25 protein-coding genes and 1 pseudogene are annotated in these 24,100 nt (G+C 50.7%); 8 read left to right on the plus strand and 18 right to left on the minus strand.

Annotated elements, in window-relative coordinates; all coding sequences use genetic code 11:
* The first annotated feature begins 199 nt into the window (after nt 1-199).
* On the plus strand, nt 200-994 hold the full coding sequence (locus AAIG39_RS03435; RefSeq protein WP_343193197.1) for an SDR family NAD(P)-dependent oxidoreductase: 795 nt from the start codon (nt 200-202) through the stop codon (nt 992-994).
* A 42-nt stretch (nt 995-1,036) separates the two neighbouring features.
* Here the strand turns inward: AAIG39_RS03435 and AAIG39_RS03440 are convergent, their stop codons facing one another.
* Together AAIG39_RS03440 and AAIG39_RS03445 are read right to left on the minus strand one after the other, a co-directional pair.
* Nucleotides 1,037-2,011, minus strand: coding sequence for an AEC family transporter (locus tag AAIG39_RS03440; protein ID WP_090083874.1), 975 nt, complete (start codon nt 2,009-2,011; stop codon nt 1,037-1,039).
* A gap of 176 nt (nt 2,012-2,187) precedes the next feature.
* On the minus strand, nt 2,188-2,463 hold the full coding sequence (locus AAIG39_RS03445; protein ID WP_249572385.1) for a LysR family transcriptional regulator: 276 nt from the start codon (nt 2,461-2,463) through the stop codon (nt 2,188-2,190).
* A 349-nt stretch (nt 2,464-2,812) separates the two neighbouring features.
* On the opposite strand from AAIG39_RS03445, the gene AAIG39_RS03450 reads away from it, so the two are divergent.
* From AAIG39_RS03450 to AAIG39_RS03470, 5 genes are all read left to right on the plus strand, one after another.
* Complete coding sequence (locus AAIG39_RS03450) at nt 2,813-3,766, plus strand: hydroxyacid dehydrogenase (protein ID WP_090083871.1); 954 nt, start codon at nt 2,813-2,815, stop codon at nt 3,764-3,766.
* Between the two features lie 10 nt (nt 3,767-3,776).
* Entirely contained in the window at nt 3,777-4,475 is a 699-nt protein-coding gene (locus AAIG39_RS03455; RefSeq protein ID WP_090083869.1) for an RraA family protein, read from the plus strand.
* Nucleotides 4,476-4,543: 68 nt separating this feature from the next.
* The gene (locus AAIG39_RS03460) at nt 4,544-5,938 is read left to right on the plus strand and encodes a DASS family sodium-coupled anion symporter (protein WP_249572386.1); all 1,395 of its coding nucleotides are present in this window, start codon (nt 4,544-4,546) and stop codon (nt 5,936-5,938) included.
* A gap of 16 nt (nt 5,939-5,954) precedes the next feature.
* Nucleotides 5,955-7,115, plus strand: a complete 1,161-nt coding sequence (locus AAIG39_RS03465; protein WP_343193198.1) for a metallo-dependent hydrolase — start codon at nt 5,955-5,957, stop codon at nt 7,113-7,115.
* A 139-nt stretch (nt 7,116-7,254) separates the two neighbouring features.
* Nucleotides 7,255-9,129, plus strand: a complete 1,875-nt coding sequence (locus AAIG39_RS03470) for a sigma 54-interacting transcriptional regulator (RefSeq protein ID WP_343193199.1) — start codon at nt 7,255-7,257, stop codon at nt 9,127-9,129.
* A gap of 65 nt (nt 9,130-9,194) precedes the next feature.
* On the opposite strand, the gene AAIG39_RS03475 is transcribed toward AAIG39_RS03470, so the two are convergent.
* The 5 genes from AAIG39_RS03475 to AAIG39_RS03495 all read right to left on the minus strand — a co-directional run bounded on the left by AAIG39_RS03475 (nt 9,195) and on the right by AAIG39_RS03495 (nt 15,598).
* Nucleotides 9,195-11,135, minus strand: coding sequence for a methyl-accepting chemotaxis protein (locus AAIG39_RS03475; protein WP_343193200.1), 1,941 nt, complete (start codon nt 11,133-11,135; stop codon nt 9,195-9,197).
* Between the two features lie 145 nt (nt 11,136-11,280).
* Nucleotides 11,281-12,279: a DNA-binding transcriptional regulator IdnR gene (idnR, locus tag AAIG39_RS03480; RefSeq protein ID WP_090083860.1), complete on the minus strand. Its 999-nt coding sequence runs from the start codon at nt 12,277-12,279 to the stop codon at nt 11,281-11,283.
* Nucleotides 12,280-12,348: 69 nt separating this feature from the next.
* Complete coding sequence (locus tag AAIG39_RS03485; protein WP_090083858.1) at nt 12,349-13,668, minus strand: gluconate:H+ symporter; 1,320 nt, start codon at nt 13,666-13,668, stop codon at nt 12,349-12,351.
* A gap of 64 nt (nt 13,669-13,732) precedes the next feature.
* Nucleotides 13,733-14,497 (minus strand): gluconate 5-dehydrogenase, encoded by a 765-nt coding sequence (gene idnO, locus AAIG39_RS03490; protein ID WP_090083857.1) that lies wholly within the window; start codon nt 14,495-14,497, stop codon nt 13,733-13,735.
* Nucleotides 14,498-14,521: 24 nt separating this feature from the next.
* A complete protein-coding gene (locus AAIG39_RS03495) occupies nt 14,522-15,598 on the minus strand; it encodes an L-idonate 5-dehydrogenase (protein ID WP_343193201.1) in 1,077 nt (358 codons plus the stop codon).
* Between the two features lie 215 nt (nt 15,599-15,813).
* Between AAIG39_RS03495 and idnK the strand changes: the two genes are divergently transcribed.
* Nucleotides 15,814-16,338, plus strand: a complete 525-nt coding sequence (idnK, locus tag AAIG39_RS03500) for a gluconokinase (RefSeq protein WP_249572391.1) — start codon at nt 15,814-15,816, stop codon at nt 16,336-16,338.
* 13 nt (nt 16,339-16,351) lie between these two features.
* On the opposite strand, the pseudogene AAIG39_RS03505 reads toward idnK, so the two are convergent.
* The 5 genes and pseudogenes from AAIG39_RS03505 to AAIG39_RS03525 all read right to left on the minus strand — a co-directional run.
* Nucleotides 16,352-16,444: pseudogene (locus AAIG39_RS03505) on the minus strand (type II toxin-antitoxin system YoeB family toxin); the annotation flags it as partial.
* A gap of 59 nt (nt 16,445-16,503) precedes the next feature.
* Nucleotides 16,504-17,631, minus strand: a complete 1,128-nt coding sequence (locus AAIG39_RS03510; protein WP_343193202.1) for a metallophosphoesterase — start codon at nt 17,629-17,631, stop codon at nt 16,504-16,506.
* 220 nt (nt 17,632-17,851) lie between these two features.
* On the minus strand, nt 17,852-18,994 hold the full coding sequence (locus AAIG39_RS03515) for an iron-containing alcohol dehydrogenase (protein WP_090083852.1): 1,143 nt from the start codon (nt 18,992-18,994) through the stop codon (nt 17,852-17,854).
* A gap of 272 nt (nt 18,995-19,266) precedes the next feature.
* Nucleotides 19,267-20,052 carry a type I methionyl aminopeptidase gene (gene map / locus AAIG39_RS03520; RefSeq protein WP_343193203.1) on the minus strand — a complete coding sequence of 262 codons (786 nt, stop codon included), beginning with the start codon at nt 20,050-20,052 and terminating at the stop codon, nt 19,267-19,269.
* Nucleotides 20,049-20,300, minus strand: coding sequence for a ParD-like family protein (locus AAIG39_RS03525; RefSeq protein WP_090083849.1), 252 nt, complete (start codon nt 20,298-20,300; stop codon nt 20,049-20,051). The genes map and AAIG39_RS03525 overlap by 4 nt, the downstream gene beginning before the upstream one ends.
* Nucleotides 20,301-20,492: 192 nt before the next feature.
* On the opposite strand from AAIG39_RS03525, the gene AAIG39_RS03530 reads away from it, so the two are divergent.
* Nucleotides 20,493-20,741, plus strand: coding sequence for a biofilm development regulator YmgB/AriR family protein (locus tag AAIG39_RS03530; protein WP_090083845.1), 249 nt, complete (start codon nt 20,493-20,495; stop codon nt 20,739-20,741).
* A gap of 118 nt (nt 20,742-20,859) precedes the next feature.
* On the opposite strand, the gene AAIG39_RS03535 is transcribed toward AAIG39_RS03530, so the two are convergent.
* The 6 genes from AAIG39_RS03535 to AAIG39_RS03560 all read right to left on the minus strand — a co-directional run bounded on the left by AAIG39_RS03535 (nt 20,860) and on the right by AAIG39_RS03560 (nt 23,886).
* The gene (locus AAIG39_RS03535; RefSeq protein WP_090083844.1) at nt 20,860-21,168 is read right to left on the minus strand and encodes a hypothetical protein; all 309 of its coding nucleotides are present in this window, start codon (nt 21,166-21,168) and stop codon (nt 20,860-20,862) included.
* A gap of 54 nt (nt 21,169-21,222) precedes the next feature.
* Nucleotides 21,223-21,462, minus strand: a complete 240-nt coding sequence (locus AAIG39_RS03540; protein ID WP_090083842.1) for a hypothetical protein — start codon at nt 21,460-21,462, stop codon at nt 21,223-21,225.
* A 299-nt stretch (nt 21,463-21,761) separates the two neighbouring features.
* On the minus strand, nt 21,762-22,013 hold the full coding sequence (locus tag AAIG39_RS03545) for a hypothetical protein (RefSeq protein WP_249572395.1): 252 nt from the start codon (nt 22,011-22,013) through the stop codon (nt 21,762-21,764).
* Nucleotides 22,014-22,075: 62 nt separating this feature from the next.
* Entirely contained in the window at nt 22,076-22,291 is a 216-nt protein-coding gene (locus AAIG39_RS03550; RefSeq protein ID WP_090083839.1) for a hypothetical protein, read from the minus strand.
* 348 nt (nt 22,292-22,639) lie between these two features.
* The gene (locus AAIG39_RS03555) at nt 22,640-22,855 is read right to left on the minus strand and encodes a hypothetical protein (protein ID WP_090083837.1); all 216 of its coding nucleotides are present in this window, start codon (nt 22,853-22,855) and stop codon (nt 22,640-22,642) included.
* Nucleotides 22,856-23,154: 299 nt separating this feature from the next.
* Nucleotides 23,155-23,886, minus strand: a complete 732-nt coding sequence (locus AAIG39_RS03560; RefSeq protein ID WP_090083835.1) for a MerR family transcriptional regulator — start codon at nt 23,884-23,886, stop codon at nt 23,155-23,157.
* Between the last annotated feature and the right edge of the window lie 214 nt (nt 23,887-24,100).

Consider the following 24,100-nt stretch of genomic DNA (forward strand, 5'->3'; position numbering starts at 1 on the left):
TCAGAAGGCGTAAGACGGAATATATTTTGTGATTGTTATTCTGGTTGAGTGGGTAATGTGAGGGAACCAATAAAACCAGAAAAGCAATGCCGGGAATTGCATAAGCCAGCCACCACGCGGAGCCCGTGACGAAAACACCCGCCCGCGAGCAGGCTGCTACGCTTAACGTTCTGTATGCATAAAGATGAAGGAGCAGAGGATGAAAATTGATCTGAGTGGGAAAGTGGCGCTGGTCACCGCTTCCACGGGCGGTATTGGTTTCGCCATAGCCACGGGGCTTGCCGAAAGCGGTGCGGAAGTGATCCTCAACGGACGTAGCGAGGCGTCAGTGAATAAAGCGCTCCAGGCGCTGAATGAGCGTGTACCGGGCGCAAAAGTGCGTACCGCCATTGCTGACCTGAGTTCGGCGGAGGGTGTTGAAGCCTTATTAAGCGCGGCAACGGATGCCGATATCCTGGTCAATAATGCCGGGATTTACGGGCCGCAGGATTTTTATGCCACCGACGATGCGACCTGGGAAAATTACTGGCAAACCAATGTGATGTCGGGCGTGCGTCTTTCCCGTGCGTTGCTGCCAGCGATGGTGAAAAAAGGCTGGGGCCGCGTGGTCTTTATCTCCTCGGAATCGGCGCGCAACATTCCTGCCGATATGATTCATTACGGCGTGACCAAAACGGCCCAGCTCTCGCTGGCGCGCGGGCTGGCAAAATTTGTCGCCGGAAGTGGCGTGACAGTCAACAGCGTGCTGCCGGGCCCAACCCTTTCCGATGGCTTTGCCGCCATGATGCAGGACGAAGTGGCAAGAACCGGCAAGTCACTGGAAACGCTGGCGAAAGAGTTCGTGATGGCCAATCGTCCCAGCTCCGTTATTCAGCGGGCAGCAACGGTTGAAGAAGTGGCGAATATGGTGGTCTACGTTTGCTCAACTCAGGCATCGGCGACCTCAGGCGCGGCGCTGCGCGTTGACGGCGGCGTGGTGGATGACATTCTTTAACGCGTTTCTGGCAGGGCACGCGGTGTGCCCTGCCGGGAGAATTTACGGCCATGCCGGATAGAAGCGGCTCATCAGGATCATCAGCACTGGCGTGGTGAGGGTAGAAAGCAGAGTGGAAATCAACATGCTGGTTGCCGTCGCCCCTTGCAGCGCCTTGAATTTCTGCGCCATCAGATAGACGTTTATCCCCACCGCCATTGACCCCAGTAAAACCACCACCTGGCTCTCCTGCTGCGGCAGATGCAGTGCGTAAGCGAGCGCCCAAATCAGCGCTGGCATCAACACCAGTTTAATCAGACAGATAGCCGCGCTTTCCCGCAGCCCCTGGCTGATATTGTAATGCGAGAGGCTCATGCCCAGCGTTACCAGGGTTAACGGCGCGGCAATCTGCCCAAGCATACTGACGGGGCCATCAACAAATTGCGGCAGAGGATGGTGAGTTGCGCTCCATGCAAAGCCAGAAAAAATGCCGATAATCAGTGGATTACGCAGCACGTTGACCAGGGTTTTGCCGATGCCTTTCCAGGAAAAACTGCCGCTCTGCGCCCACTCCACCGAGACGGTGACCAGCGTCCACAGAATCAGGCTGTTAAACACCAGTACCAGCGCGACCGAGGCGAGGCTGGCCTGCCCCAGAAGAATTACCGCCACCGGGATCCCGAGCATCACGTTGTTGGAAAAAATACCCCCGAGGCCAAATACCGATGCCGAAACAGCGTCGAGGTCAAACACGCGTTTTGCAACAATGCGCCCAACGATATATACCAACAGGCAACTGCCGAAATAGGCTATCAGCAAACGCATATCAACCGGTGGGCTTTGGTAGAACTTACTCATTACCTTAAATAACATGCAGGGTAAGGCAATCGAAAAACAAAAGCGGTTAAATACTCCACTGGCGGCTTCCGGCCAGCCAGCAAAACGTCCCAGACAATAACCTAATGCAATTAATGAAAATAAAGGCGCAGACAATATCATCTGCTGCGTAAGCTGCCCCAGAAAAGTCACCGTCTCCATCCCTCACCCTGCCTGTATCAGCGTAAAAATGAATGATTTTTATCTTTTTTTGGCAGTATAGGGGTTTTGCCTTTCAGAGTCAGTCAGGCTGAAACGGTGTTAGTGGATCATCACAATATTTATAACCACCAGTTCAGCAATTGCACATACTGACGTCGAATCACGCCAGTATGTTTTCACTCATTCCGAAGGGGTGTTTTAATATTCTCCACCTCATACAGCACGGCCATAATCTTCGGTGATAAGGCATAAAACTGCTGCCCTTTTTCGGTTAACGTTACCGACCGAATATTCCGTCCACGTTGAATAAGGGTAAATCCGACATTATTTTCGAGCATTTGCAGACGTTCAGATAAACAGTTCTGACTTACACCTAAAAAGCCTGCTGCGGCTGGAAGACTTCCACTGCGCACTGCAGAAAGGAATGCATTCATTAATTCAACAGTCATCATTTATTCCTACTATTGCGAGCTCAAACAGAGAACCCGAATGCAAAGTATAATTATCAAACAAATAGATGTTGTCAATTTTTTAAGCCTTTTAAAACGGTCATGAATATAGTGTGACAGTGTTAAAAATCAAAATTTAAAAGTGAAATTCACTCATTTCAAAATGAAATGAATGTGTTTGAGACCAGATCTGGTTTTGTGATTTCTGTCACCACAAAAAATATCACACAAAAATAACATAAAATAAAAAATACAATAATATCATAAACTTATTATTTTATTGTATTCGTCATTTACGCTCCTGGCACGCCACCTGCAATTATCAGTGCAAAACAACCATGGAGAGCGTCAGATGACTTATAAAATTTTACTTCCACAAGAAATCATGCAGGAAGGGAGAGAATATCTTGAAAGCCGGGGATATGAGCTTATTACAGGTTCCGGTATGGAAGAAGAAGATATCATCCGCGACATTCCGGATTGCGACGGTATTATTGTGCGCCTTTCAAAAATGTCCGATCGCGTATTTGAAGCCGCGAAAAAACTGAAAGTTGTTGCTCGCCATGGGGCTGGTTACGACACCGTCGATTTAGACTCCGCGAAACGTCACGGCGTGACAGTATTAAATGCACCGATTGCTAATAGCATGTCTGTTGCCGAGCTGGCCATTTTTTACATGCTGCACTGTTCACGTAACTTCAGGCTGGTCGAAGAAAAAATGCTTGAAGATTACTACTGGGCAAAACTGCGCACCCCAAAAGTGGAGCTGGACGGTAAAACCGTAGGCCTGGTAGGGGTGGGCAACATCGGTTCCCGCGTCGCCATCAAAGCCCTGCACGGCTTTAACATGAAAGTCATTGCGTATGACCCGTACAAAACTCAGGACCAGGTGCCGGAAGGGGTTGAGTTAACCAATGACTTTGACCGGATCTTTAAAGAGAGCGATTTTGTCTCCCTGCACTGCCCTACCACGGCCGAAACGACCGACTTTGTTGGCGAAAAACAGTTCTCGCTGATGAAACCGACCGCGTATTTCATTAATACCGCACGCGGCAAACTGGTCGATGAAAAAGCGCTCTACCATGCGCTATCAACACACACCATTGCCGGTGCAGGTGTTGATGTTCTGAAAAAAGAGCCGTTTGACCCCGCAGATCCCATTTTCGCCCTCAGCAATATCGTCATTGGCCCGCATATTGGCGCTGCCACAAAAGAAGCGACCGATCGCGCGTCTTTGCACTCCGCTATTGGTATCGACGAAGTGTTATCAGGTAAAAAACCGTCCTGGCCGGTGCCGGGTTTTTAAGGAGAAAATCATGTCTATTGGTAACCGTATTTTCACCCGGCGTCCGGCGTTCGACGTTGAGTTATTAAAACATTACGAGAAACTGCCCGCAGCGAATATCGCCGACACCATGAATCGTATTGCGGTCCTCGGCAATGGCATTAAACGTATTTCGTCACCGAAGAAACCTATTATGGCGGGCTATGCCATTACGGTGAAAGCGCGCGCGGGTGACAACCTGATGCTGCATGCCGCACTGGATATGGCAACGGAAAATGATGTCATCGTGGTCTCTAACGAAGGCGATCGTTCCCGGGCGCTGATGGGCGAAATCATGGTGGCTTACGCCCACTGCACCAAAAAAATCGCCGGTATCGTGCTGGATGGACCGATTCGCGATATTGATGCCCTTTCCGTTCTGGACTTCCCTATCTTCGCCACCGGTTCGAACCCGGCTGGCCCATTTAAAGAAGGTCCGGGCGAAGTGAATACGCCAATCGCCGTAGGCGGCGTGGCGGTCTGCCCGGGCGATCTGATTGTGGGTGATGCTGACGGAGTTATCGTCATACCGCTGAACGATGCAGCAGACCTGCTCGACAAAGCGACAGACTACTCCAGATTTGATGCGGGCAAAGTGGAAGCGGCGAAAAACGGCACCGCCAACCGCGCATGGGTAAGAAAATCACTAGACGAAAAAGGCGTTGAGTTTATTGACGACGTCTACCGCTAATCAGTGCCAATAATGAAATGCTGCACGTCGCGTGACGGCGTGCGGCTATTAAATACAGGTAATGTAAAATGCTTTATCTTAAACTCTTACCCATTATCTTTTTTCCCGTTCTGTTCTGGGTCATCCCTCACCCGGAAGGCGTTTCTGCCCAGACCTGGGAAATGGTCGGTATCTATCTGGCGATGCTGTGCGGGCTGGTCCTGCGCCCGTTTACCGACGCCGTCATCATGCTCATCATCCTCGGTTTCGCCTCGCTGGTGATTGAACCAGGTCCGCTGTTCGCCGGATTCGGTAGCCCGATGGTGTGGTTTATCATCAGCGCTTTTATTATCTGTAAGGCTTTCGTGATCACGGGATTAGGCAAACGTATCGCCTATCTGCTGCTTCAGCGCTATGGCAAAAATACCCTGACGCTGGGCTACCTGATGATGGTGACAGACACCGTGCTCGCGCCGGCAACTGGCTCGAACATGTCGCGTTCCGGCGGTATCACCTACCCCATTTTCCGTAATATCGCCGAAGCGCTGGGTTCAAAGCCGGATGATGGCAGCCGCAAGATTGGTGCCTATCTCACGATCCTGATGTACGTGGTATCGATGGGTACCTCCAGCCTGTTCCTGACCGGGATGGCAACCAACTCCATTACGGTCTCGCTCGCCAACGAGATAATGCACGTCAATCTCGAGTGGATGGTGTGGTTCAAAGCCGCCATCGTACCGGCAGGCATTGTGCTGTTAGCCGCGCCCTGGATCCTCTATAAGCTCTATGCGCCTGAGCTGAAAACCATCACCAATGTTAACGAAATTGCGGCCAAAGGGTTGCAGGAACTCGGCCCGGTAAAGCGTGAAGAGAAATTACTGATCGTCTTCTTCTTGCTGGGGATTATCGGCTGGATGACCGGCTCCCTTACCGGTATTGAGTTTATTCCGGTCGGTCTCGCCTTCCTTGCCTGCCTGTTATTGTTCGGCGTATTGAGCTGGAACGATGTGGTCAGCGAAAAATCGGCCTGGCAGACGTTCGTCTGGTATGGGGCGTTTTACGGATGTGCGGTCGCGCTCTCCAAAGGCGGTTTCTATGTCTACCTGGTGGATGTGATCAAGGGCTACCTCGACCTGTCGCAACTGAGTGAAATAAGCGCCCTGGGTGTACTGGTGTTTATCAGCCTCGCGGTGCGTTACTTCTTCGTCTCCAACAGCGCCTTCGTGGTGTCGTTCTACCCGGTACTCTTTACCCTTGGGATGACCACCCAGGCACATCCGATGTATGTCGCGCTGTCACTGGCCTTCTCTGCGGGTTATGGGGCGCTGCTTACCCACTACGGCAACGGAGCAGGGGTCTTCACCTTCTCCAGCGGCTATGTTCCGCAAAAAACCTTCTGGCTGCTCGGCACCATCATGGTGCTGGTTAACGTCCTGGTCTTTTTCCTGATTGGTATTCCTTACTGGAAAATGATCGGTATCTGATTAAGGAGAGCACAAAATGAAGCTGGATATTCTGATTAAAAATGGTCTGGTGGCCGACCTTAATAGCGGTAGCTACATCAACCAGAACATCGGTATTGTTGGCAATCGTATCGTGGATTTGCATACCGCCGACAGTCAGGCGGAAACCGTCATTGATGCGGCAGGCTGTATTGTTCTTCCAGGATTGATTGATTTCCATGCCCATGTCTTTCACGGCGGCACCGCCATCAGCGTCAATCCGGATGTGCTCTGCCTGCCCAACGGCGTGACCAGTGTGGTGGACGCCGGGAGCAGCGGCTGGGTTAACTATAAACTGTTTCGCAACAGTGTGATCAATACGGCGCAGACACGCATCAAAAGCTATCTGAACGTGGTAAACGTGGGGCTCTCGACGCTGGGCGGGGGGCCGACGGGGAATCTGGAAAATACCAATCCGGCAAACTACAACGTGGAGAAAATCAGCCAGACGCTCAATGAGAACCGCGACAACATTCTCGGGCTAAAACTGCGTTACAGCCAGGATATCGCAACCGGGCGCAATTTTAGTAGCGATCCGTTTTATGCCACCGTGGCGCTGGCAAGAGAGCTGAAAACAACTCTCTGCGTTCATGTAACCGACTCCCGGTTACCCGCAGATGAGCTGATCGGCCATTTCCAGAGCGATGATATTTATGCCCACTGTTTCCACGGCACGGGTAACGCCATTATCAGGGAAAGCGGTGAAGTGTTCCCGGCCATCAAGGAAGCCAAAGCACGAGGCGTGATTTTCGACTGTTCTAACGGCGTGGCCCATTTTGATTTCACGGTAGCCCGTAACGCAATGGAGCAGGGCTTTAACCCGGATATCATCAGTACCGACCTCACCCTGCGTAATAGCCTACGCACGGATAAGGTCTTTAGCCTGCTGTTTATTATGTCGAAATACCTGAACATGGGGATGTCGTTCTTTGACGTGGTTCGCGCGGTGACCCGCACACCCGCACGCCTGATGAAAATGGAGGGGCAGATCGGTACGCTCGCGCCGGGGGCATTTGCCGATATCGCCATCGTCAAATTGCGCAAAGAAAAGATCGTGTTTGAAGATACCAAAGGCGCACAACTGGCAGGTGACCGTTATATCGATAACTGCGCCGCCATCAGTAATGGGCAAATTGTCTATCGCCGCCAGCGTTTTTAAAAGAAAAGGCAGTGCGTCTCTCTTTTTGCCTGCGCACCGCGAATGCGCAGGCTTTTTCGTTTTACCAGGCAGCGCTTTGCCGCATGTGGAGCGTGAGGATATGATGACTCCCGTATACATCGATAACTCTGGATAACCCATGAAGAACAACGAAATTGCGATTTTCTCGGTGTCAAAAACAATCACCCAGCGCATATCCAACGTGCTTATCGAAAGAAAGATCGACATCCCTGTTTACGAGTTTCACTATTTCGACGTGGTGGAAAAAGCCCAGCAGTTAGTTGCCGGCGGCACCAAAATCATCATTAGCCGTGGCGGCACGGCAGCGCTATTACGCAAAAGTCTTACTATTCCCGTCATTGACATCGCCCACGACTTGCACGGTATTTATCGCATTCTGCAGGAGGCGAGAAAAAAATCGCAGAAGATTGCTGCCGTAGGATTTCCACAATTCTGTAATGTCCTGCGTCATTATCAAAATATGACCAACGAAGATTTTAAAATCTGTCAGGTTTATAACCACTACGATATCGATAACGTTGTAAAAAACCTGGCAGATAACGATTACCAGTTGGTGATTGGCGGCCTGACCGTCGCAGAGATGGCAAAGAAATATGATTTAAATGTCATCATGGGCGATACCGATAATATCTCTATTGAACAGGCGCTGGATGTCGCTGAAAGCCTGTTGAAATACATTAATAATGAAAACATGAAATTAACCATGTCCTGGTCTGCGCTTAATCAGTCGCACGAGGGCATCATGTGCCTGGACCAGTCAGGGGAAATTATCCATATCAATGCCTGTGGCTTTGCGTTATTTCAGTGCAATATTGGCGATAAGATCTTTAAAAAAGAGGCCTTCAAAAGTATTTACGGCAGCATTATCAATGAAATAGATATCAAAGAACAGGCTATCGAGATAGATGGCGAGACGGTTAATATTGCGGCGAAGCACTTTTCTAATAAGCACGGCTTTTATACCGTTATCACCGGTAGCAGACAGGAGCATAACGGCTGGTCGGCTTCCCGTTCCAGCAAGAAGAGCGACCACAAAGGCTTTACCACCACGTATTCGTTTGCCGACATTATCGGGCAGTCCCCGGTGATGCAAACCACGATCGAACGGGCCAAAATCTACGCGGCTCACGACCTTCCCGTCACTATTCTGGGTGAGACCGGCACCGGCAAAGAGTTGTTTGCCCAGAGTATTCATCACGCCAGTAGCCGTAGTGCTGAACCTTTTATTGCCATCAACTGTGCCGCCATTCCGGAGAGTCTGTTGGAAAGCGAGCTGTTTGGCTATGCCGATGGCGCCTTCACCAATGCGCGTCGGGGCGGCAAGCCCGGTATTTTCGAGATGGCGATGAATGGCACTGTATTTATTGATGAAATCAGCGAAGCGCCACTCTCAGTACAAATCAAACTGCTGCGCATTTTGCAGGAAAAGCGGTTCAGCCGGGTTGGCGGTGATTCACTCATTAGTGCCAGGTTTCGCTTAATCACCGCCAGTAATAAAGAGCTGGGCGCACAGGTGGCGGCCGGTGAATTTCGCCAGGATCTCTGGTATCGCATTAATGTACTCGCGCTACAGTTGCCTGCGCTCCGGGAGCGAACCGGCGATGTGATGCTGATTATTGAGGACCTGCTGGCAAAGCATAATAAAGTACTGAGCTTTACTGATGAAGCCGTGAATTTTCTCAGCAGCTACTCGTGGCCTGGCAATATTCGGGAGTTACAGGCGGTGATTTTACGGCTGATTGTATTGTTTGATATGCACGTTGTGGATGTCGATGCGTTGCAGTCACTGTGCCATATGTCTGTGTCTGATGATGAAGAAGATATCATGCCGCAGCCCGGCGACGTGGATTTGCTGAAAAAGCAGGAACAGAAGCTGATCGGCGCGGTAATGAAACGCACCGGAGGCGATAAGTCACAAGCCGCGGTGATGCTGGGGATCAGCCCGACAACGCTGTGGCGTAAGATGAAGGAATATGGGGTGGAGGGGGTTTAACGCGCCCACAGTCCGTAGCCCCGGTAAGCGAAGCGCCACCGGGGGACCAACGATCAGCCTGCTAATTAGCACAAATAGCTCTGCCGCGCATCAGAGAAAAACGCCAGCGTCTCCTCGAGACTTTTCGCCTGTTCCTCCAGCGACATGGCCGCCGCAGAGATCTGCTGCACCAGTGACGCATTCTGCTGGGTGGCGCTATCCATCTGATTGACCGCCTCGCTCACCTGACTCACGCCTTTCGTTTGCTCATCCAGCGCCTGCACAATCTCGGCAATCACCAGATGCACACTGGAAACCGATGCGATGATTTGCTTCATCATCGCCCCCGTCTCATTGACCAGCGTAACCCCCTTACTGACGCGCCCGGAGGACTCCTCAATCAGCGCCGAAATCTCCTTCGCCGCACTGGCGCTGCGCTGGGCAAGGTTACACACTTCACCGGCCACGACCGCAAAGCCTCTGCCCTGCTCACCGGCGCGGGCCGCTTCGACTGCCGCGTTTAGTGCCAGAATATTGGTCTGAAAAGCAATGCTGTCGATGATGCTGTTAATATCGCCAATCTTGCCCGCGCTCTCATCAATCTTGCCGATGATATCAACCACTTCTGCCACCAGCGATTCGCCCTGCCCGGCAATCTGCGCCGCGTTCTGCGTCAGTGATGTTGCTTTGTGCGCATTCTCGGCGTTGTTTTTCACGGTTACGGAAATCTGCTCCATGCTTGCAGCCGTCTGCACAATTGCCGCAGCCTGCTCTTCGGTTCGGGAGGCCAGATCAAGGTTGCCCGCCGCGATTTCACTGCTTCCCGCACGTACAGAATGGCTGGCATCGTTAATACTGCCAACGATACGCCGGAGCTGGGTTTGCATGGTATGCAGGGCATAAAAGATGCTGCTGTTATCGCCGTTACGCACAGAAATCTGATGACTCAAATCCCCTTGCGCCACGGAGAGCGCAATCTCTGAGGCCTCCGTCGGCTCGCCGCCTACCGGACGCGCAACTTTGCGGGTGAACACCATCGCCACCACCACGCTGACAATGATAATGCTGAGGATCATCAAAAGGATGGCGTTACGCAGGTAGTGCCACGCTTCGGCCATTACTACGCTGACCGGGGTGACAATCGCCAGCTTCCACGGCGTCTGGCTGTTACCAATGTCGATGGTGCGCCAGGTGATAAATGCAGGTTCTTTTAACAGGGCATCGTCGGTGCGTATCACCGCTTCTCCGCCGATTGTCCCTGTCCAGGATTTTCCCGTTGTCGCCTTGTCAGGGCTGGAAACGACTTTGTTATCTGCCGAGAGCAACAGCGCATAGCCCGTACCTTCCCACGGCTTGATTGCGCCAATCATTTTTTGCAGTGTTTCCAGCGAGAAATCCGAGGTCACCGACCCCTGAAACTTACCGTCGCGGACAATCGGTGCCGCGATGGAGGTCAGCATCACATCAACACCGTTATAGGGATAGATGTAAGGCTCGATAATCACCTCTTTCTGGCGCTGACGCGGCAAAAGGTAGTAGTCGCCGCTGCCCGGCGTTTCATAATCCACCAGGTTGTGCAGCGCCGGGTTACCGCTGTTATCACGGTCAGCATAGCGCGCGTAGCGGCCTGCCGGATCCTGATCCGCTTTACCTGCAAACTCCGCATCTTTACCGTCAAAGGCATTGGCTTCAAAGGCCAGTGACATCGACAGGAAATCAGGATGCTGGTGCAGATAATCGGTCAGTAACTGGTCCAGGCCACGCCGTTCTGTCAGCCCGGACTGGTGTAATGCCCAGGCGCTGTTGCCCAAATCGCGCGCGGCATTCAGCGCCGAGTCCAGTTGTTGCTGAACACGTAATGATTCAGTGAGCGCAATTTGCTGGAGATGTCTTTTGGCGACCGCTTCCTGCTGGCCCATAGACTGCCAGAGCAAAAGGCCAATGGTGACCAGAAACCCGATGGTGATGGTGACAAAAATAGACGCCAGCATGAGTGTTCTGGCTGTGAGTTTTTTACGTGTGCTCATGTTTCCCCGCTCGGGCAATCGCCCTGTGGCAAATAACCCAATTAACTCATGCTTCATATATCGGTAAAAACCGCTTAACACTTCACAACAATTTGTGATGAATTTTTTTTATACGGAGGGGGAGTCATGGCGGATGGTGCGGGAGTCAGAGGGTTTTTCCCTGGTAGATTTGATAACCCAAATCGACAGTGTTGTGATTGAGCGCGTCATTTTTTAGCTTATTCAATAACATCTGCGCCGCCATTCTTCCGATGTCAAAACGCGGCGTGATCACACTCGCCAGGCTTGGAATCATCTGTTTGCCCATTTCCAGGCCATGAAAACCGGCGATGGAAATGCGCTCCGGAACAGCAAGATCGTGTTCGCGACAGTAAAACAGCGCGCCCATCGCGATATCGTCATTTGTACAAAAAACCCCATCAAGATCCGGGTGGGATTTAAAGGCCTCGGCCATCAGCTGCGACCCAAGATAGATGGACGAACTCGCGCGGGGATTAATACGGTAAGCCTCCAGTTGATGCTGATGCATGGCATCGCAATAACCACAAAAACGCTGCTCATCGCGCATATCGTCTTTCGACCCCAGATAGATAATCTTGCGCCGCTGACGCTTAGCCAGCATGGTGCTCACCATATCGAAGGCGGCCTGGCGATTATCAAATCCCACCTCCATATCCATCCTGGCGCCCTGCACATCCATCAGCTCAACAATGGGTATTTTGGCGGAGCGCAGAAATTTTACCGTGCGAACGGTATGGTGCTTTTCGGAGAGGATAATGCCGTCGATATTGTAGGAAAGCAGATTAATCACCGACTCTTCTTCGGACTCTTTGTTGTAATTGTAGTTAGCGATAAGCGTCTGATAATTATGGTCAGATGTCACAGACTCAATGCCCGCGAGAATGTCAGCAAACAGCTGATTCTGGAAAGAGGGGATCAGCACACCCAGCGTATAGCTTTGCGCATTGAGCAACATGCCAGGCGCACGATTGGGGACATAGTTGATCTCTTCCATGATCATCGCGATGCGCTCGCCGGTTGCCTTCGCGACGGTTTTAGGCGAGCGGATATACCTGCTGACGGTCATTTTGGTGACCCCAGCCAGTGTGGCGATATCCTGCAGTGAAATTCTGTGATTTCTCATCGTCTCTCCCTCCCGGGAAAAGCGGTTTAACCACTTTTCCCGGGAATGCCGTCATTGCGGAAAATGAAGTTAATGGAGGATGGCGTTAAGCGTCAGCACACCCAGTAAGCCCATAAACGAAATCAGCGTTTCCATTACCGTCCAGGTACGCAGTGTCTCACCAACGCTGAGATTAAAGTAGCCTTTGAACAGCCAGAATCCAGGATCGTTGACGTGTGACGCAATTACGCTGCCTGCCCCGGTAGCCAGCACCATCAGCGCCGGATCGGCATGGGTGACATTGATTATCGGCAGCACGACACCCGCGGTCGTGATGGCCGCTACGGTGGCCGACCCCAGCGCGATACGTAATACGGCGGCAACGGTCCAGCACATCAGCAGCGGCGAAAGGGTGGTGCCGGTCATTAATTGTGAAATATATTTGCCTACCCCGCTATCGACCAGGACCTGTTTGAACGCCCCACCGCCCGCAATAATGAAAACAATCATCGCGATAGCACCGATGGAGGCGCCCACCATCTCCATCACATTTTCGAGATTACGGCCATTGCGCAATCCGAGAGTGAAAATGGCGATCACAATAGCAATAAACAGTGCCACCGCCGGGTTACCGACAAACTCAAAGAAAACACGTGCGCCATTGCCTTTTGGCAGGGTAATTTCACAGACTGCCGCAATCGCCATCAGGATCACGGGCATCACCGCCGCGAAAATACTGTTCCAGAAACCCGGCATCTCATGATCGGCAAAGATATGCGGATTGAATAACCCCTCTGGCGGCGCTTTTTCAAAACGCGTCAGCAGTTTCGAAAACAGCGGCCCGGCGACAATAACCGTCGGAATAGTAATGATCATGCCATACAGCAGGGTTGTGCCCAGATTGGCTTCAAAAATGGTGGCGATAGCGGTCGGCCCCGGATGCGGCGGCAGAAAACAGTGGGTCACGGAGAGCGCAGTTACCATCGGTACACCGACATAGAGCAGCGGCAGACCAGACGAAGCCACCACGGTAAATACCAGCGGCAACAGCAGGACAAAGCCCACTTCAAAGAACATCGCCAGCCCCACGACCAGCCCGGTAATGACCAGCGCCCACTGCACCCGCTCTTTACCGAATGTCGAAATCAGCGTAGTGGCAATACGCTGGGCGGCCCCGGTGTCGGAAATCAGCTTCCCCAGCATGGCGCCAAAGCCGAGAATCATCGCCAGGCCGCCTAAGGTTCCGCCAATGCCTCCCTGAATGGAGTGCAATACGGCCTGCGCATCCATACCTTCGGCAAATCCTACGACGGCGGCAACCAGCACCAGGGCGATGAACCCGTTAACTTTAAAACCAATCATTAAGACCAGCAGCAGCGCTACACCTGCCGCGATAATCAGTAATGGCATAATCTTGTCTCTTGTTATGTGCCGAACCAGCAGCGCCGAAGCGCTGCGTCTTAGTGCTAACGAGTCACACAGCGACCAGCATGCCGCCGTCAACGAACAGAAGATGACCGTTAACAAAATCAGAGGCTTTAGAGGAGAGGAACACCGCTGCGCCAATCAGCTCTTCCGGGTTGCCCCAGCGTGCCGCAGGAGTACGTTTGCAGAGCCAGCTGGTGAACGCTTCATCTTCGACCAGCGCTTTGGTCATCTCCGTTTTGAAATAACCCGGAGCAATGCCATTCACCTGAATGTTGTGGCGTGCCAGTTCAACGCACATACCACGGGTCAGCATTTTGACCGCACCTTTAGAAGCGGCGTAGGGGGTGATGGTGTCGCGTCCCAGTTCGCTCTGCATGGAACAGATGTTGATCACTTTCCCGGCCTGACGCTCAACCATGCGACGGGTCACCGCTTGTGATACCAGGAAAACCGCCGTCTGGTTAACCGCGATCACGTCATTCCACTCTTGTTCCGGGAAGTCATTAAACGGATGGCGGCGCTGGATACCGGCATTATTGACCAGAACGTCAATCGGCCCGGTTTGCTCCTCAATACGCGCGATTGCGGCATCAATTTCTGCTTTTTTGGTCACGTTAAACGGCGCGGCCACGGCGCGAATATCTGCTGCGCGCAGCTTCTCGACGGCAGCATCAGCACGCTCCTGATTGATATCGTTAACGATAATTTGTGCGCCGTATTTCCCAAGGCCCGTTGCTAATAAATAACCAATACCCTGTGCAGAACCGGTAATCAGGACATTTTTGCCCGCCAGTGAAAAAAGGTCGTTCATGGTCTTATTCCTTATCACGATGCATTAAAAAACGAGTTGAACTTTGGCGGCCTGAGTTTTATCGCCCGCAAATTTCAGAGCCTGCTCCAGCTCGGTGAAGGGGTATTCGCCGCTCAATAACGGCAGCGGATCCACCACGCCATTCGCCAGCCAGGAGACAGCGGTATTGAACTCAGTGGTGAAACGGAAGGAGCCTTTCAGCGCGATTTCTTTGGCAATTAACATCATCATCGGGAAATCCGCCACCGGGCCGCCCATCCCTACCTGAACCATCGCCCCTCTGGCGCGTGTCACTTCCAGGCAGGTGGTAATGGATGTCGGATTGCCTGACACTTCGAAGCTGACATCGAAATAACCTTTTTCCGCTTTCCACGGTGTCAGGTCAGCGCTACGCGGATAACCTTTTTCCGCTTTCCACGGTGTCAGGTCAGCGCTACGCGGATCGAGTAGCGTGTCGGCCCCCATTTTTTGCGCCAGTTCAAGTGAGCGAGGGCTGATATCCGCACACACAATTTCTGCCGCGCCCAGGGTTTTCACCGCGCTGACAATCAGGCAGCCAATAGGGCCAACACCCGAGATAAAGACGCGTTTACCTTGTAAGTCACCAGCCTGATGGGCTGCGTGAATAGCGACCGCCAGCGGTTCGGCAAAGGCCATGGTTTTGGCATCAGCATTACCGGAAAAAGGAATACATTGCGCAGTATCCACCACTTTAAAACGGGTAAACCCGCCATCAACATGGGGAAAATACATCGCGCTGCCAAAGAAACGCATTTCCGTACACTGGTTTTCTTCTTTCGCCAGACAATATTTACAATGACCACAAGGCTTTGATGGATTTACCGCAACAGTTTGTCCTTCATGTAATTTCTCTGAATCTGAATGGACAACTTTACCAATAACTTCATGGCCTAATACCATCGGTGCTTTAACAGAAAAATTACCGACTTTGCCTTCCTGATAATAATGTAAATCGGATCCACAAATCCCCCCACGGGTTATTTGTACCAATGTACCCTTATTATTCCATTCAATTTCCTGGTCGGTAACGTCAACAGTTTGCTTTCCCGCTACAACGCAGGATTGAGTTTTAATCTTCATGTTTCCTCTCTGGTCAGGACGTGGCCTGGTGGGCATTTAAACGGTTTTATCTGGCCTGAATTGTGATGAAAGTCACGCTCAAAAATTGTTACACTGCAATGTTACGCATAACGTGACGCGCTTTATAATTCTGCTTTGCAACTACAGAAAAACATAAACGCATCGCTATTTGCAGGGTAATATCCGCGTCATCAAAATGAGACGGGAGTAATTAAATGCGCGGTGAGAGTTATATTTTGATGGGGGTATCGGGAAGCGGAAAATCATTGATTGGAGCCAAAGCCGCCGCCATACTTGGTGCGAAATTTATTGATGGGGACGATCTCCATCCGGCAAAGAATATCGATAAAATGTCTGCCAGCATTCCCTTAACCGATGAAGACAGATTGCCATGGCTGGAACGATTAAATGACGCCTCTTACAGTCTCTATAAAAAGAATGAAACAGGTTTAATTGTTTGTTCAGCCTTAAAAAAACGCTACCGGGATATTCTGCGCAAAGGCAGTCCGAATGTACATTTTCTGTGGCTGGACGGCGATTATGAGACCATTCTGGCGAGAATGGCGAAACGGCAGGGACATTTTATGCCGGTAGAATTACTTAAAAGTCAGTTTGCTGCGCTGGAACGCCCGGAACAGGCAGAGGATGACGTCATGCGTATCGACATCAACCATGAGGTTGATAACGTAGTTGAGCAGTGTGTGCAGGCGGTTGCTGCGCTGCGGGCAAAAAAGGGATAACAACACAGCGTTATCAATAGTGATAACGGCAAACCGCCGCCAGGAGTGCATCGTTGGTAACAGAACAGGCCAGACGATGCTCCTCGTTTATCCGTCGGGACCAAAACCGGCCTCCTGGCGAATATCATCAGCCGGAACAGCCGCCATCACGCGGCTGTCTCGCTTTCAACGCGCCGTGGGGGTTGCCGGGTGCAGAATAAGCTCGGTGATTTCAGAAGGACGGCCAAGGCGCAGCGGAAACCCGTTCCACAGCCCGGCACCGTTGCTGACATACAGCGTCATCGGGCCGACCGGATAGCGACCTGATATGTAGCCGTTATTGAGGGGCTTCACCAGTTGATCCAGACCCAGCACCATCCCGCCGTGGGTATGGCCGGAGAGCTGCAACTTCACGCCTGCTGCGGCGTTATCATCGGCGGTACCAGGCCTGTGATCGAGCAGGATCACGGTATCATCGGGGCGCGTACCTGCCAGTGCGCGTTTCAGGTCCGGCCCTTCGAAACCGTAATTTCTCGCCGCTATATCCGGTATACCTGCCAGCACAAGTGAGTCGCCGCCGCGCGCAATACGCACATGCTGATTAGTCAAAAAGGAAATACCCAGCTTCTGCCAGGCTGGCAGCCAGCTTGCGTAGTCAAAATAGTATTCGTGGTTACCGGTGATCGCATAGACGCCATCTGCCGCCCGCAGTTGCGTCAGCGGTTCGACATCCGGCAGTCGGTCCCCAACGGAGCCATCTGACATATCGCCGGTCAGAGCAATGAGATCCGGCTGCAGGGCGTTGGTTTTGGCGACAATCTGCTGCACCCATTTGCGGGGCAACAGGCGCGTGGCATGAATATCAGCCAGTTGCACCAGCCGGTAGCCATCAAACGCAGGCGGTAGCCCGGAGATATCAACGTGGACAGTGCGAACATGGGGTATACGCGTCGCCTGCCAGACGCCGATCCCCGCCAGCACCACAGACAGTGCGAGTAGCGGTAGCGTGATGGGCAAACCGGGTAACGTTTTACGGGTCAGCAGCCCGACCAGTAAAGCGAGAATATCGCGAAGCAGCAGGAAACTGGCGAACAGCACCACGGCGCCAAACAACCCGCCAGCCAGCATCACCAGCGGGCGCGGCCACTCAGGGGAAAAGGAACTCCCCCACAGCCATCGGCTAAGAAAACGGAACTCACAAATGCCCACCAGCACAAGGAACAGGCCGAGGCGCAGCACAGGAGACAGTGGAAGCCACCAGATAAAACGAGAACCAATATAGAGTGCCGGCATCAGCATCCAGATAAAAAACATCGCTATCTCCATACCTGCGTTTGCAACATAAACCGCGCGTGAGTGAACCGTTTTAAAATTAGCATGTTGTCGCGATACGTCAGTTGCTGTTTTCTCAGGCGCAGAGGTGGAGCAACCATTCCCGGCGCTACGGCGATGTTTATGTTCGCTTATCGGGAAGGTCCGGGGCAAAAATAAAAGCGTATGTCGCCATACGCTTTTGTTCCTGTCATCCTGAATATCAGGCGCCGTAATAGGCGCTTGAATAGAGTGTTTTCACATCCTGTACCGTTGGTTGATTGGGATTGGTCAGGGTGCACGGGTCATCTACCGCGTTATGACTCATTCGATCGAGCACCTGCATAAATGCGGCCTCTTTAATTTCAACCTCGCCACATTGCCCAAGGGTTTCAGGAATATTCAGACGCTTGTTCAGATCCTTAATGGCGGTAATCAGATTGCCAATGCCCAGCGCTTTTTCCAGCTTCTGGTATTTATTGGTGTAGATAGAATTATATTGAATGATATACGGCAACATAATGGCGTTCGCCAGACCATGCGTAATACCAAACTCGCCGCCAATCTTATGCGCCATGGAATGCACCAGTCCCAGAGACGCATTAGTAAACGCAATGCCCGCCAGCGCAGAGGCATTATGCATGTGCATACGCGCATTCAGGTCATTCGGCGAAAGATATGCGATTTCCAGATATTCAAACACCAGACGAATGGCTTCTACGGCGTAGGGATCAGTAAAAGAGTTGGCCGCAGTGGAGACATACGCCTCAAGCGCGTGCGTCAGCACATCCATCCCGGTATGTACGGTAACATGCGGCGGCATTTTTGCCGGAATAGTCGGGTCCAGAATGGCAATATCCGGCACCAGGTCTGCCGCCACAATCGGGTATTTGATGTGATGAGCCGTATCGGTGATGACCGAGAACGCGGTGATTTCAGAGGCGCTGCCACTGGTGGACGGAATGGCGACGAAACGGGCTTTATTACGTAATGCGGGCATTGAGCCAACGGGAATAATATCTTCAAACGTCAGGTGTGGGTGCTCGTAGAAGCACCACATCACTTTTGCCGCATCGAGCGCGGAACCACCGCCGAGCGCCACAATCCAGTCTGGCTCAAACTCCAGCATGGCCTTAGCGCCACGCCAGACCGTTTCGACCGATGGGTTGGGTTCGACATTATCAATGACGGTACACTCCATACCGGCTTTATTCAGCTCGCTGATGGCCCTGTCCAAAAAACCAAAGCGTTTCATTGAACTGCCGCCCGTTACCAGCGCGGCTTTTTTCCCTTTGAGGGTTGCCAGATGTTCTAATGCGTTTTCGCCATAAATAATACTGCGCGGAATAGAGAAGGAAAGTGTCATAGAAGACTCCATAAATTTAAGATAAAAGATTGAGTTTTATTTTGCGCGCAGGCAGAAAACGGCAGTCGAAATAAGATGTGCGCAGAGTAAAAGCAAATCTTTGACAGGACACCCGGCGATTGTCGCAGCAATACCCGAAGGAATTTGTGATGAAAGCAGAGGAATTAAACCGTGCCATCAGAGGCGTTTTATTCGCGACAGCCAGAGTACAGAGAGGTGACCAGGCAGGCGGGTCAAAGCGTGTCTGACCCGCTGAAACAAGAAGAGGAGAATTAAAGCCCTGGATACTCGGGTGAAGGGTCCGGCCAGGGTGTAAGCAAATCGAAACCGGTATCAGTGACCGCTACCATATGTTCCCACTGCGCCGAGAGCGAACGGTCTTTGGTAACTACCGTCCAGCCATCGGACAGCACGCTCGTGGCGGCTTTACCGGCGTTAATCATCGGTTCAATGGTAAAAATCATCCCTTTTTTCAGTACCAGCCCGGTACCCGGACGTCCATAGTGCAGGATCTGCGGTTCTGCGTGATATTCCTGCCCCACGCCATGACCGCAATACTCTTTCACTACCGAAAAACCGGCAGACTCCGCCACCTGCTGAATAGCTGCGCCGATATCGCCAAGTGTAGCGCCAGGGCGCACGGCGTTTATCCCGGCGACCCTCGATTCATAGGTGATGTTGGTCAGTCTTCTGGCACGTACTGAGGGTTCACCAACAAAATACATACGGCTGGTATCGCCGTACCATCCATCTTTGATGATCGCCACGTCAATATTGATGATGTCTCCATCCTTAAGGCGTTTCTCCGATGGAATGCCGTGACACACGACATGGTTGACCGACGTACAGACGGTACGGGTATAGCCGTTATAACCAATATTCGCCGGAATTACCTTTAACTCATGGCGAATGAAATCGTGGCACAGCTTGTCGATCTCATCGGTGGTCACGCCCGCGCGAACGTGGGGCTTGATCATTTCCAGCACTTTGGCCGCAGCGTGGCCCGCTGCACGGGCCATTTCAATCTCTTCCTGAGAGTGGAGTTTGATATTCGTCACCTGGCTTCATGCTCCATTTGTAATGACAGCGGTTCATCGTCAACCAGCGTATTGATATCCACACCGCCCTTAAGCTCAGACCGAACCAGCAGGCGGGTAAGCTCCTGGTGCGTTAAATGCGGATACAGCTCTGAAAGCATGCCGATTTTCAGCCAGTGTTCTGCCTGCGAATTGATCGAACGGCTCAACGCATTACTGGCAAGACGCAGGTTTTCGTGCATCAGGTCCGAAATTTTAACAATGCCCATGTTTCACCTTATACGAATCATATATGAAACGTATAATACACCCTCTAAATCTGAAGGGGAATTAATTAATTTGCACGCTAAAGGCAGAAAATGCTTCTGTGGCTATGCAATTTGCCAAAAGAAGCCTAAATTTTCAGAGCAAGAGGATTTTTCTGATTTACCACCGATACAGCAAAAAGGAAAAGAGTTCCTATGACCCTTCACCCGGTAACACAGTTTCTTAACCCGTCACAGACCATTCGGCTGCCGGTTTTCAGCGCCGAGCTTGCTTTTATAAAAACCGTTGAAGAGAAGCTGGCTTCGTTAAATTTGCCAGTCAGTAACAAAGCGGTGATTCTGGCGATCATTCGCCACATTGAAGAAGAGAGCGACCCCGAAAAAACAAGTATGTACCGTAGTGCTCTGGAAATGGTTGTCAGTAGAACGCCGGACGATCTTTGAAAAAATGGCATTGAAACTCTCTCTTCGAAAAGAGAAACACATCTCGCCTGCCCGGACATTTTTATCGGTGAAAGTCGGGGTTCAGTGGAAGCAGAGAAAACGCATAATCTTTTAATACTTAATGTTTTTTATCACCAACGTCTTGTGAAGCAATATTCATTTGCAGCAACTTGCTTTTTTTTACGGCTTGTTGATTCCAGCGGGTCCCTTTTTCTCCGGTACGATCGATAAGTTTGATACTTTCCTGTACCTCATTAATGGCAGCCAGAATAGCTTCCCGCCGTGATTCCCGCTGTTCCTGTTCAAGATTGCGCACGAGTTGTGCGATGAGTGCCTCATGGGAAACGGGGGCATCAGCTTCAAGAAGCTCAAGAATGGCATCTCCCATGACCAGTTCAACCAGACTCTCTTTAACATTTTTAATCATGCTGACTCCAGCGTGCATTTCATGCGAATTAGCGATGACGGTAGCCGCAGATAATTACTCAGCCTCACGGCTGAGTAATACTCGCAAGATATCAGCATAATGCGCTTCAAGCTCGGGGCGAGTATTTTTTTCTATGCATTCAGCGACGGCAATGCAGATGCTATGGCGAGTAATATACCGCCCTTCACGTAACATTTGGATAACGATAGCGCCTAATGTCTGCTCCAGACCCAGCTTCCCATTACCCGAGGCGCCCTCCGTCTTCTGTGGGCCGTCACTGTGTGAGTTATTCATATTTCACCTTACTTATGCATTCAGGAAAATACCTTACGGCCAGTAACCAATTAACACAGCTAAACAATAAGCATGGCGGGCATTGTGGCATTAGCAGCACATAATTGGAAGGATATCTGATCGTGTTAGTAAAAATCACAGCCCGGAGTGTGAGATTAAAGGCATGATACGTTAAAAATTGTGTATCCCATAATGTTATCAACTTAAGATTTTCCTTAACCAAATAATATTAAAAACGAATAACCTCCTGAAATAACATGAATAAAAAACCGAAGGTGGTTATTCACCTTCGGGTCGGGTTAATGAATCTGATAGCTACTGTGGTAAATTCCACTGTGCTGTTGGGGCAAAAAATGCTGGTGCGTCCGCACCTCATCAATCGCCCGGGAATAGCTCATTCGCAGATTCCGATCAGTTACATTTCCCCTTTTATCATCCAGAGTGTGAATTAGTGTGTCATGCGTTATTTCCGCGCCACACTCAAGTAATTGAACCAACGCCTCACTAATAAGAATTTCTGTGGCTTTGTCGGCTGTTTTTACTGTCATCATCTCCTCCTCATGATTGGTATATCAGGCTGCGGATATTATTACACGCAGCCTGTTACATTCATTTACTGCATTTTACGCAAAACCATTTTCCTGGCTTCCTGATAAATTACCTTACGTTCCGCAATATCCGTTCTCTCCTCTTCCATCAGGAGTGTCTGACTTAATCCGCGGGTGGTCACAGGTAAATTATTTTTAATTAAATATGCTGCCGCAAAGCCTATCGCTTCACGAATCAGTTCATCCCGGGTTAAATTTACATTACCGGATTGTTCAGTCATAGAGTGGTAAAATTCTCCTGTTAATTACAGATATAAACTTTTGAATGAATAAGATAAAAGCGCTAATACACTGTTTTCTTACCGCTAATTTTCATTTACATTTTTGCCGCCGACCATTCGTAATGAATCAGGATGTTCCCCAAGAATCATCAACCGACTAAATAAAGTCATAACTCCTCCTCTCCATGCCGTTCACGAAGCAGAGTGCGGTATATAAATCAAATCCCGATGCGGGCTGTTGCCCTGTTAACATCGTGAAATACGATCAATAAATGGGTGCATAGCCTGTTATCAGAGTTGCCTGAAAGCCGATTTAAGCGGCCCTGGTACGTTACTGAAGATTAATTTTCAGTAAGTAGAGTGACTATGGCTGGCATTCTTAAGTATCGAGTGGCCCAGCCAAATTCGCGATAATTGGTATTCATTCGTCACCTCCTCAGCATGTTGCGTTAACATCAGCATTAGTGACTCACGTGATATTTTCTTATTACTGGCAATATGTGCCAGTACTGCTTCACCGATCGCAATATAACCTAATTCATGTTTATCAACGGGTTTAACCAAATCCACCTCCTTTAATTTCAGGCATAAATAATGTCCTGCACTTTTATTATAGCCATTACGTTTTCAGTCAAATAATATTCAGGGGATTCTTAACATGGTAATAGAAGGGATGAAATATGAGAGGGGCCGTAGCCCGAGGAAAATCAGGTCTGAGGAATGAATAAGGTATGAGGAGAGAATATGTCCAAAAGATTATCACTCAGCGATCACTGAGTAAGGACAGACAATCACGGGAAGGTGGAACTGCGCTTCTCACCTTCTGCAAAGTACACAGAAGAGAGTGCGCGTTATATTTTAGCCTATGCTCCATGCAGGGCGATGGCAAAGCCCTGTTCCCGCCAGTGGGTAAATTGTTCTTGTTGATGGCGCGATAATGCTTTCCCTGTCCATACGAAAATATGCAAACCAGGAAAAAGCTCCGGACGAACTGTTTCCAGTGGCTCAGCGAGGACATCAATATTCCAGTCGTGCTGTGACAAACGCCAGGCTTCCAGCCACATCCGGGTACGATCGTCGCTGCCCCAACTAATAAACAGCGCGTCTTTTCCCATCTTCTTACGAGCACGAGTAAGGCATAAGACGGCGTAATCAATTAATACGCCATCTAATAAACTGCACATGGCGCGAGCGGTGCTTTGATCGAGAGAAAGCCGTTGGCGTACTGGTACAAATACATGATCAATAAGCACATCGGCGGTATGTTCCCGCCCCAGGCTCATAATCAAGGCACGCAGTTTCGCAGGACGGACCTGCCGTAACACGGACATCACCTCTTCCTGAAGCGACTCCCATCCATCATGGGAATCTACTTTTTTCTCTTCCAGCAGCGCTTTGACTTTACCGACCGGAACCCCACTTTCAATCCATCGTTTAATTTCCTCAATCCGCTGGATATCTTCTTCATCAAATTGTCGATGACCCCCTTCACTACGCTGAGGTTTCAACAATCCATAGCGGCGCTGCCAGGCGCGCAGCGTGACAGGATTTATTCCACATCGTTCAGCGACATCGCCAATACTGTAAAAGGTCATTGCTTCCCTCAACTCAAACCCAATACGTTACTGTTCAAAATTCAGGCTTCTGTACTGGTTGTACAACTTTCATAACTTGTACAATCCAGAAAGCGCTTATGAGCAAGCATAACCGGAAACGGGCTATGTGCAAAAATGGATTTTATTTCACCGGTGCTCGCGCCTGGAGAGAGAAAGCAAGCTCTCCCCTACCGCCGGCATATGTATTGCGGTA

Source organism: Phytobacter palmae, assembly GCF_039409775.1.
In the GTDB taxonomy this organism is placed as follows: domain Bacteria; phylum Pseudomonadota; class Gammaproteobacteria; order Enterobacterales; family Enterobacteriaceae; genus Phytobacter; species Phytobacter palmae.

Excerpts from the sequence above, each read along its gene's own strand:
- AAIG39_RS03465 (WP_343193198.1), top strand. The coding sequence starts at position 5,955 with ATGAAGCTGGATATTCTGATTAAAAATGGTCTGGTGGCCGACCTTAAT.
- AAIG39_RS03435 (WP_343193197.1), top strand. The coding sequence starts at position 200 with ATGAAAATTGATCTGAGTGGGAAAGTGGCGCTGGTCACCGCTTCCACG.
- AAIG39_RS03510 (WP_343193202.1), bottom strand. The coding sequence starts at position 17,631 with ATGTTTTTTATCTGGATGCTGATGCCGGCACTCTATATTGGTTCTCGT.
- AAIG39_RS03560 (WP_090083835.1), bottom strand. The coding sequence starts at position 23,886 with ATGACCTTTTACAGTATTGGCGATGTCGCTGAACGATGTGGAATAAAT.
- AAIG39_RS03460 (WP_249572386.1), top strand. The coding sequence starts at position 4,544 with ATGCTTTATCTTAAACTCTTACCCATTATCTTTTTTCCCGTTCTGTTC.
- AAIG39_RS03540 (WP_090083842.1), bottom strand. The coding sequence starts at position 21,462 with ATGAATAACTCACACAGTGACGGCCCACAGAAGACGGAGGGCGCCTCG.
- AAIG39_RS03515 (WP_090083852.1), bottom strand. The coding sequence starts at position 18,994 with ATGACACTTTCCTTCTCTATTCCGCGCAGTATTATTTATGGCGAAAAC.
- AAIG39_RS03485 (WP_090083858.1), bottom strand. The coding sequence starts at position 13,668 with ATGCCATTACTGATTATCGCGGCAGGTGTAGCGCTGCTGCTGGTCTTA.
- AAIG39_RS03550 (WP_090083839.1), bottom strand. The coding sequence starts at position 22,291 with ATGACTGAACAATCCGGTAATGTAAATTTAACCCGGGATGAACTGATT.
- AAIG39_RS03445 (WP_249572385.1), bottom strand. The coding sequence starts at position 2,463 with ATGATGACTGTTGAATTAATGAATGCATTCCTTTCTGCAGTGCGCAGT.
- idnK (WP_249572391.1), top strand. The coding sequence starts at position 15,814 with ATGCGCGGTGAGAGTTATATTTTGATGGGGGTATCGGGAAGCGGAAAA.
- AAIG39_RS03450 (WP_090083871.1), top strand. The coding sequence starts at position 2,813 with ATGACTTATAAAATTTTACTTCCACAAGAAATCATGCAGGAAGGGAGA.
- AAIG39_RS03545 (WP_249572395.1), bottom strand. The coding sequence starts at position 22,013 with ATGATGACAGTAAAAACAGCCGACAAAGCCACAGAAATTCTTATTAGT.
- AAIG39_RS03470 (WP_343193199.1), top strand. The coding sequence starts at position 7,255 with ATGAAGAACAACGAAATTGCGATTTTCTCGGTGTCAAAAACAATCACC.
- AAIG39_RS03525 (WP_090083849.1), bottom strand. The coding sequence starts at position 20,300 with ATGGGCATTGTTAAAATTTCGGACCTGATGCACGAAAACCTGCGTCTT.
- AAIG39_RS03530 (WP_090083845.1), top strand. The coding sequence starts at position 20,493 with ATGACCCTTCACCCGGTAACACAGTTTCTTAACCCGTCACAGACCATT.
- idnO (WP_090083857.1), bottom strand. The coding sequence starts at position 14,497 with ATGAACGACCTTTTTTCACTGGCGGGCAAAAATGTCCTGATTACCGGT.
- AAIG39_RS03475 (WP_343193200.1), bottom strand. The coding sequence starts at position 11,135 with ATGAGCACACGTAAAAAACTCACAGCCAGAACACTCATGCTGGCGTCT.
- AAIG39_RS03455 (WP_090083869.1), top strand. The coding sequence starts at position 3,777 with ATGTCTATTGGTAACCGTATTTTCACCCGGCGTCCGGCGTTCGACGTT.
- idnR (WP_090083860.1), bottom strand. The coding sequence starts at position 12,279 with ATGAGAAATCACAGAATTTCACTGCAGGATATCGCCACACTGGCTGGG.
- AAIG39_RS03535 (WP_090083844.1), bottom strand. The coding sequence starts at position 21,168 with ATGATTAAAAATGTTAAAGAGAGTCTGGTTGAACTGGTCATGGGAGAT.
- AAIG39_RS03495 (WP_343193201.1), bottom strand. The coding sequence starts at position 15,598 with ATGAAGATTAAAACTCAATCCTGCGTTGTAGCGGGAAAGCAAACTGTT.
- AAIG39_RS03440 (WP_090083874.1), bottom strand. The coding sequence starts at position 2,011 with ATGGAGACGGTGACTTTTCTGGGGCAGCTTACGCAGCAGATGATATTG.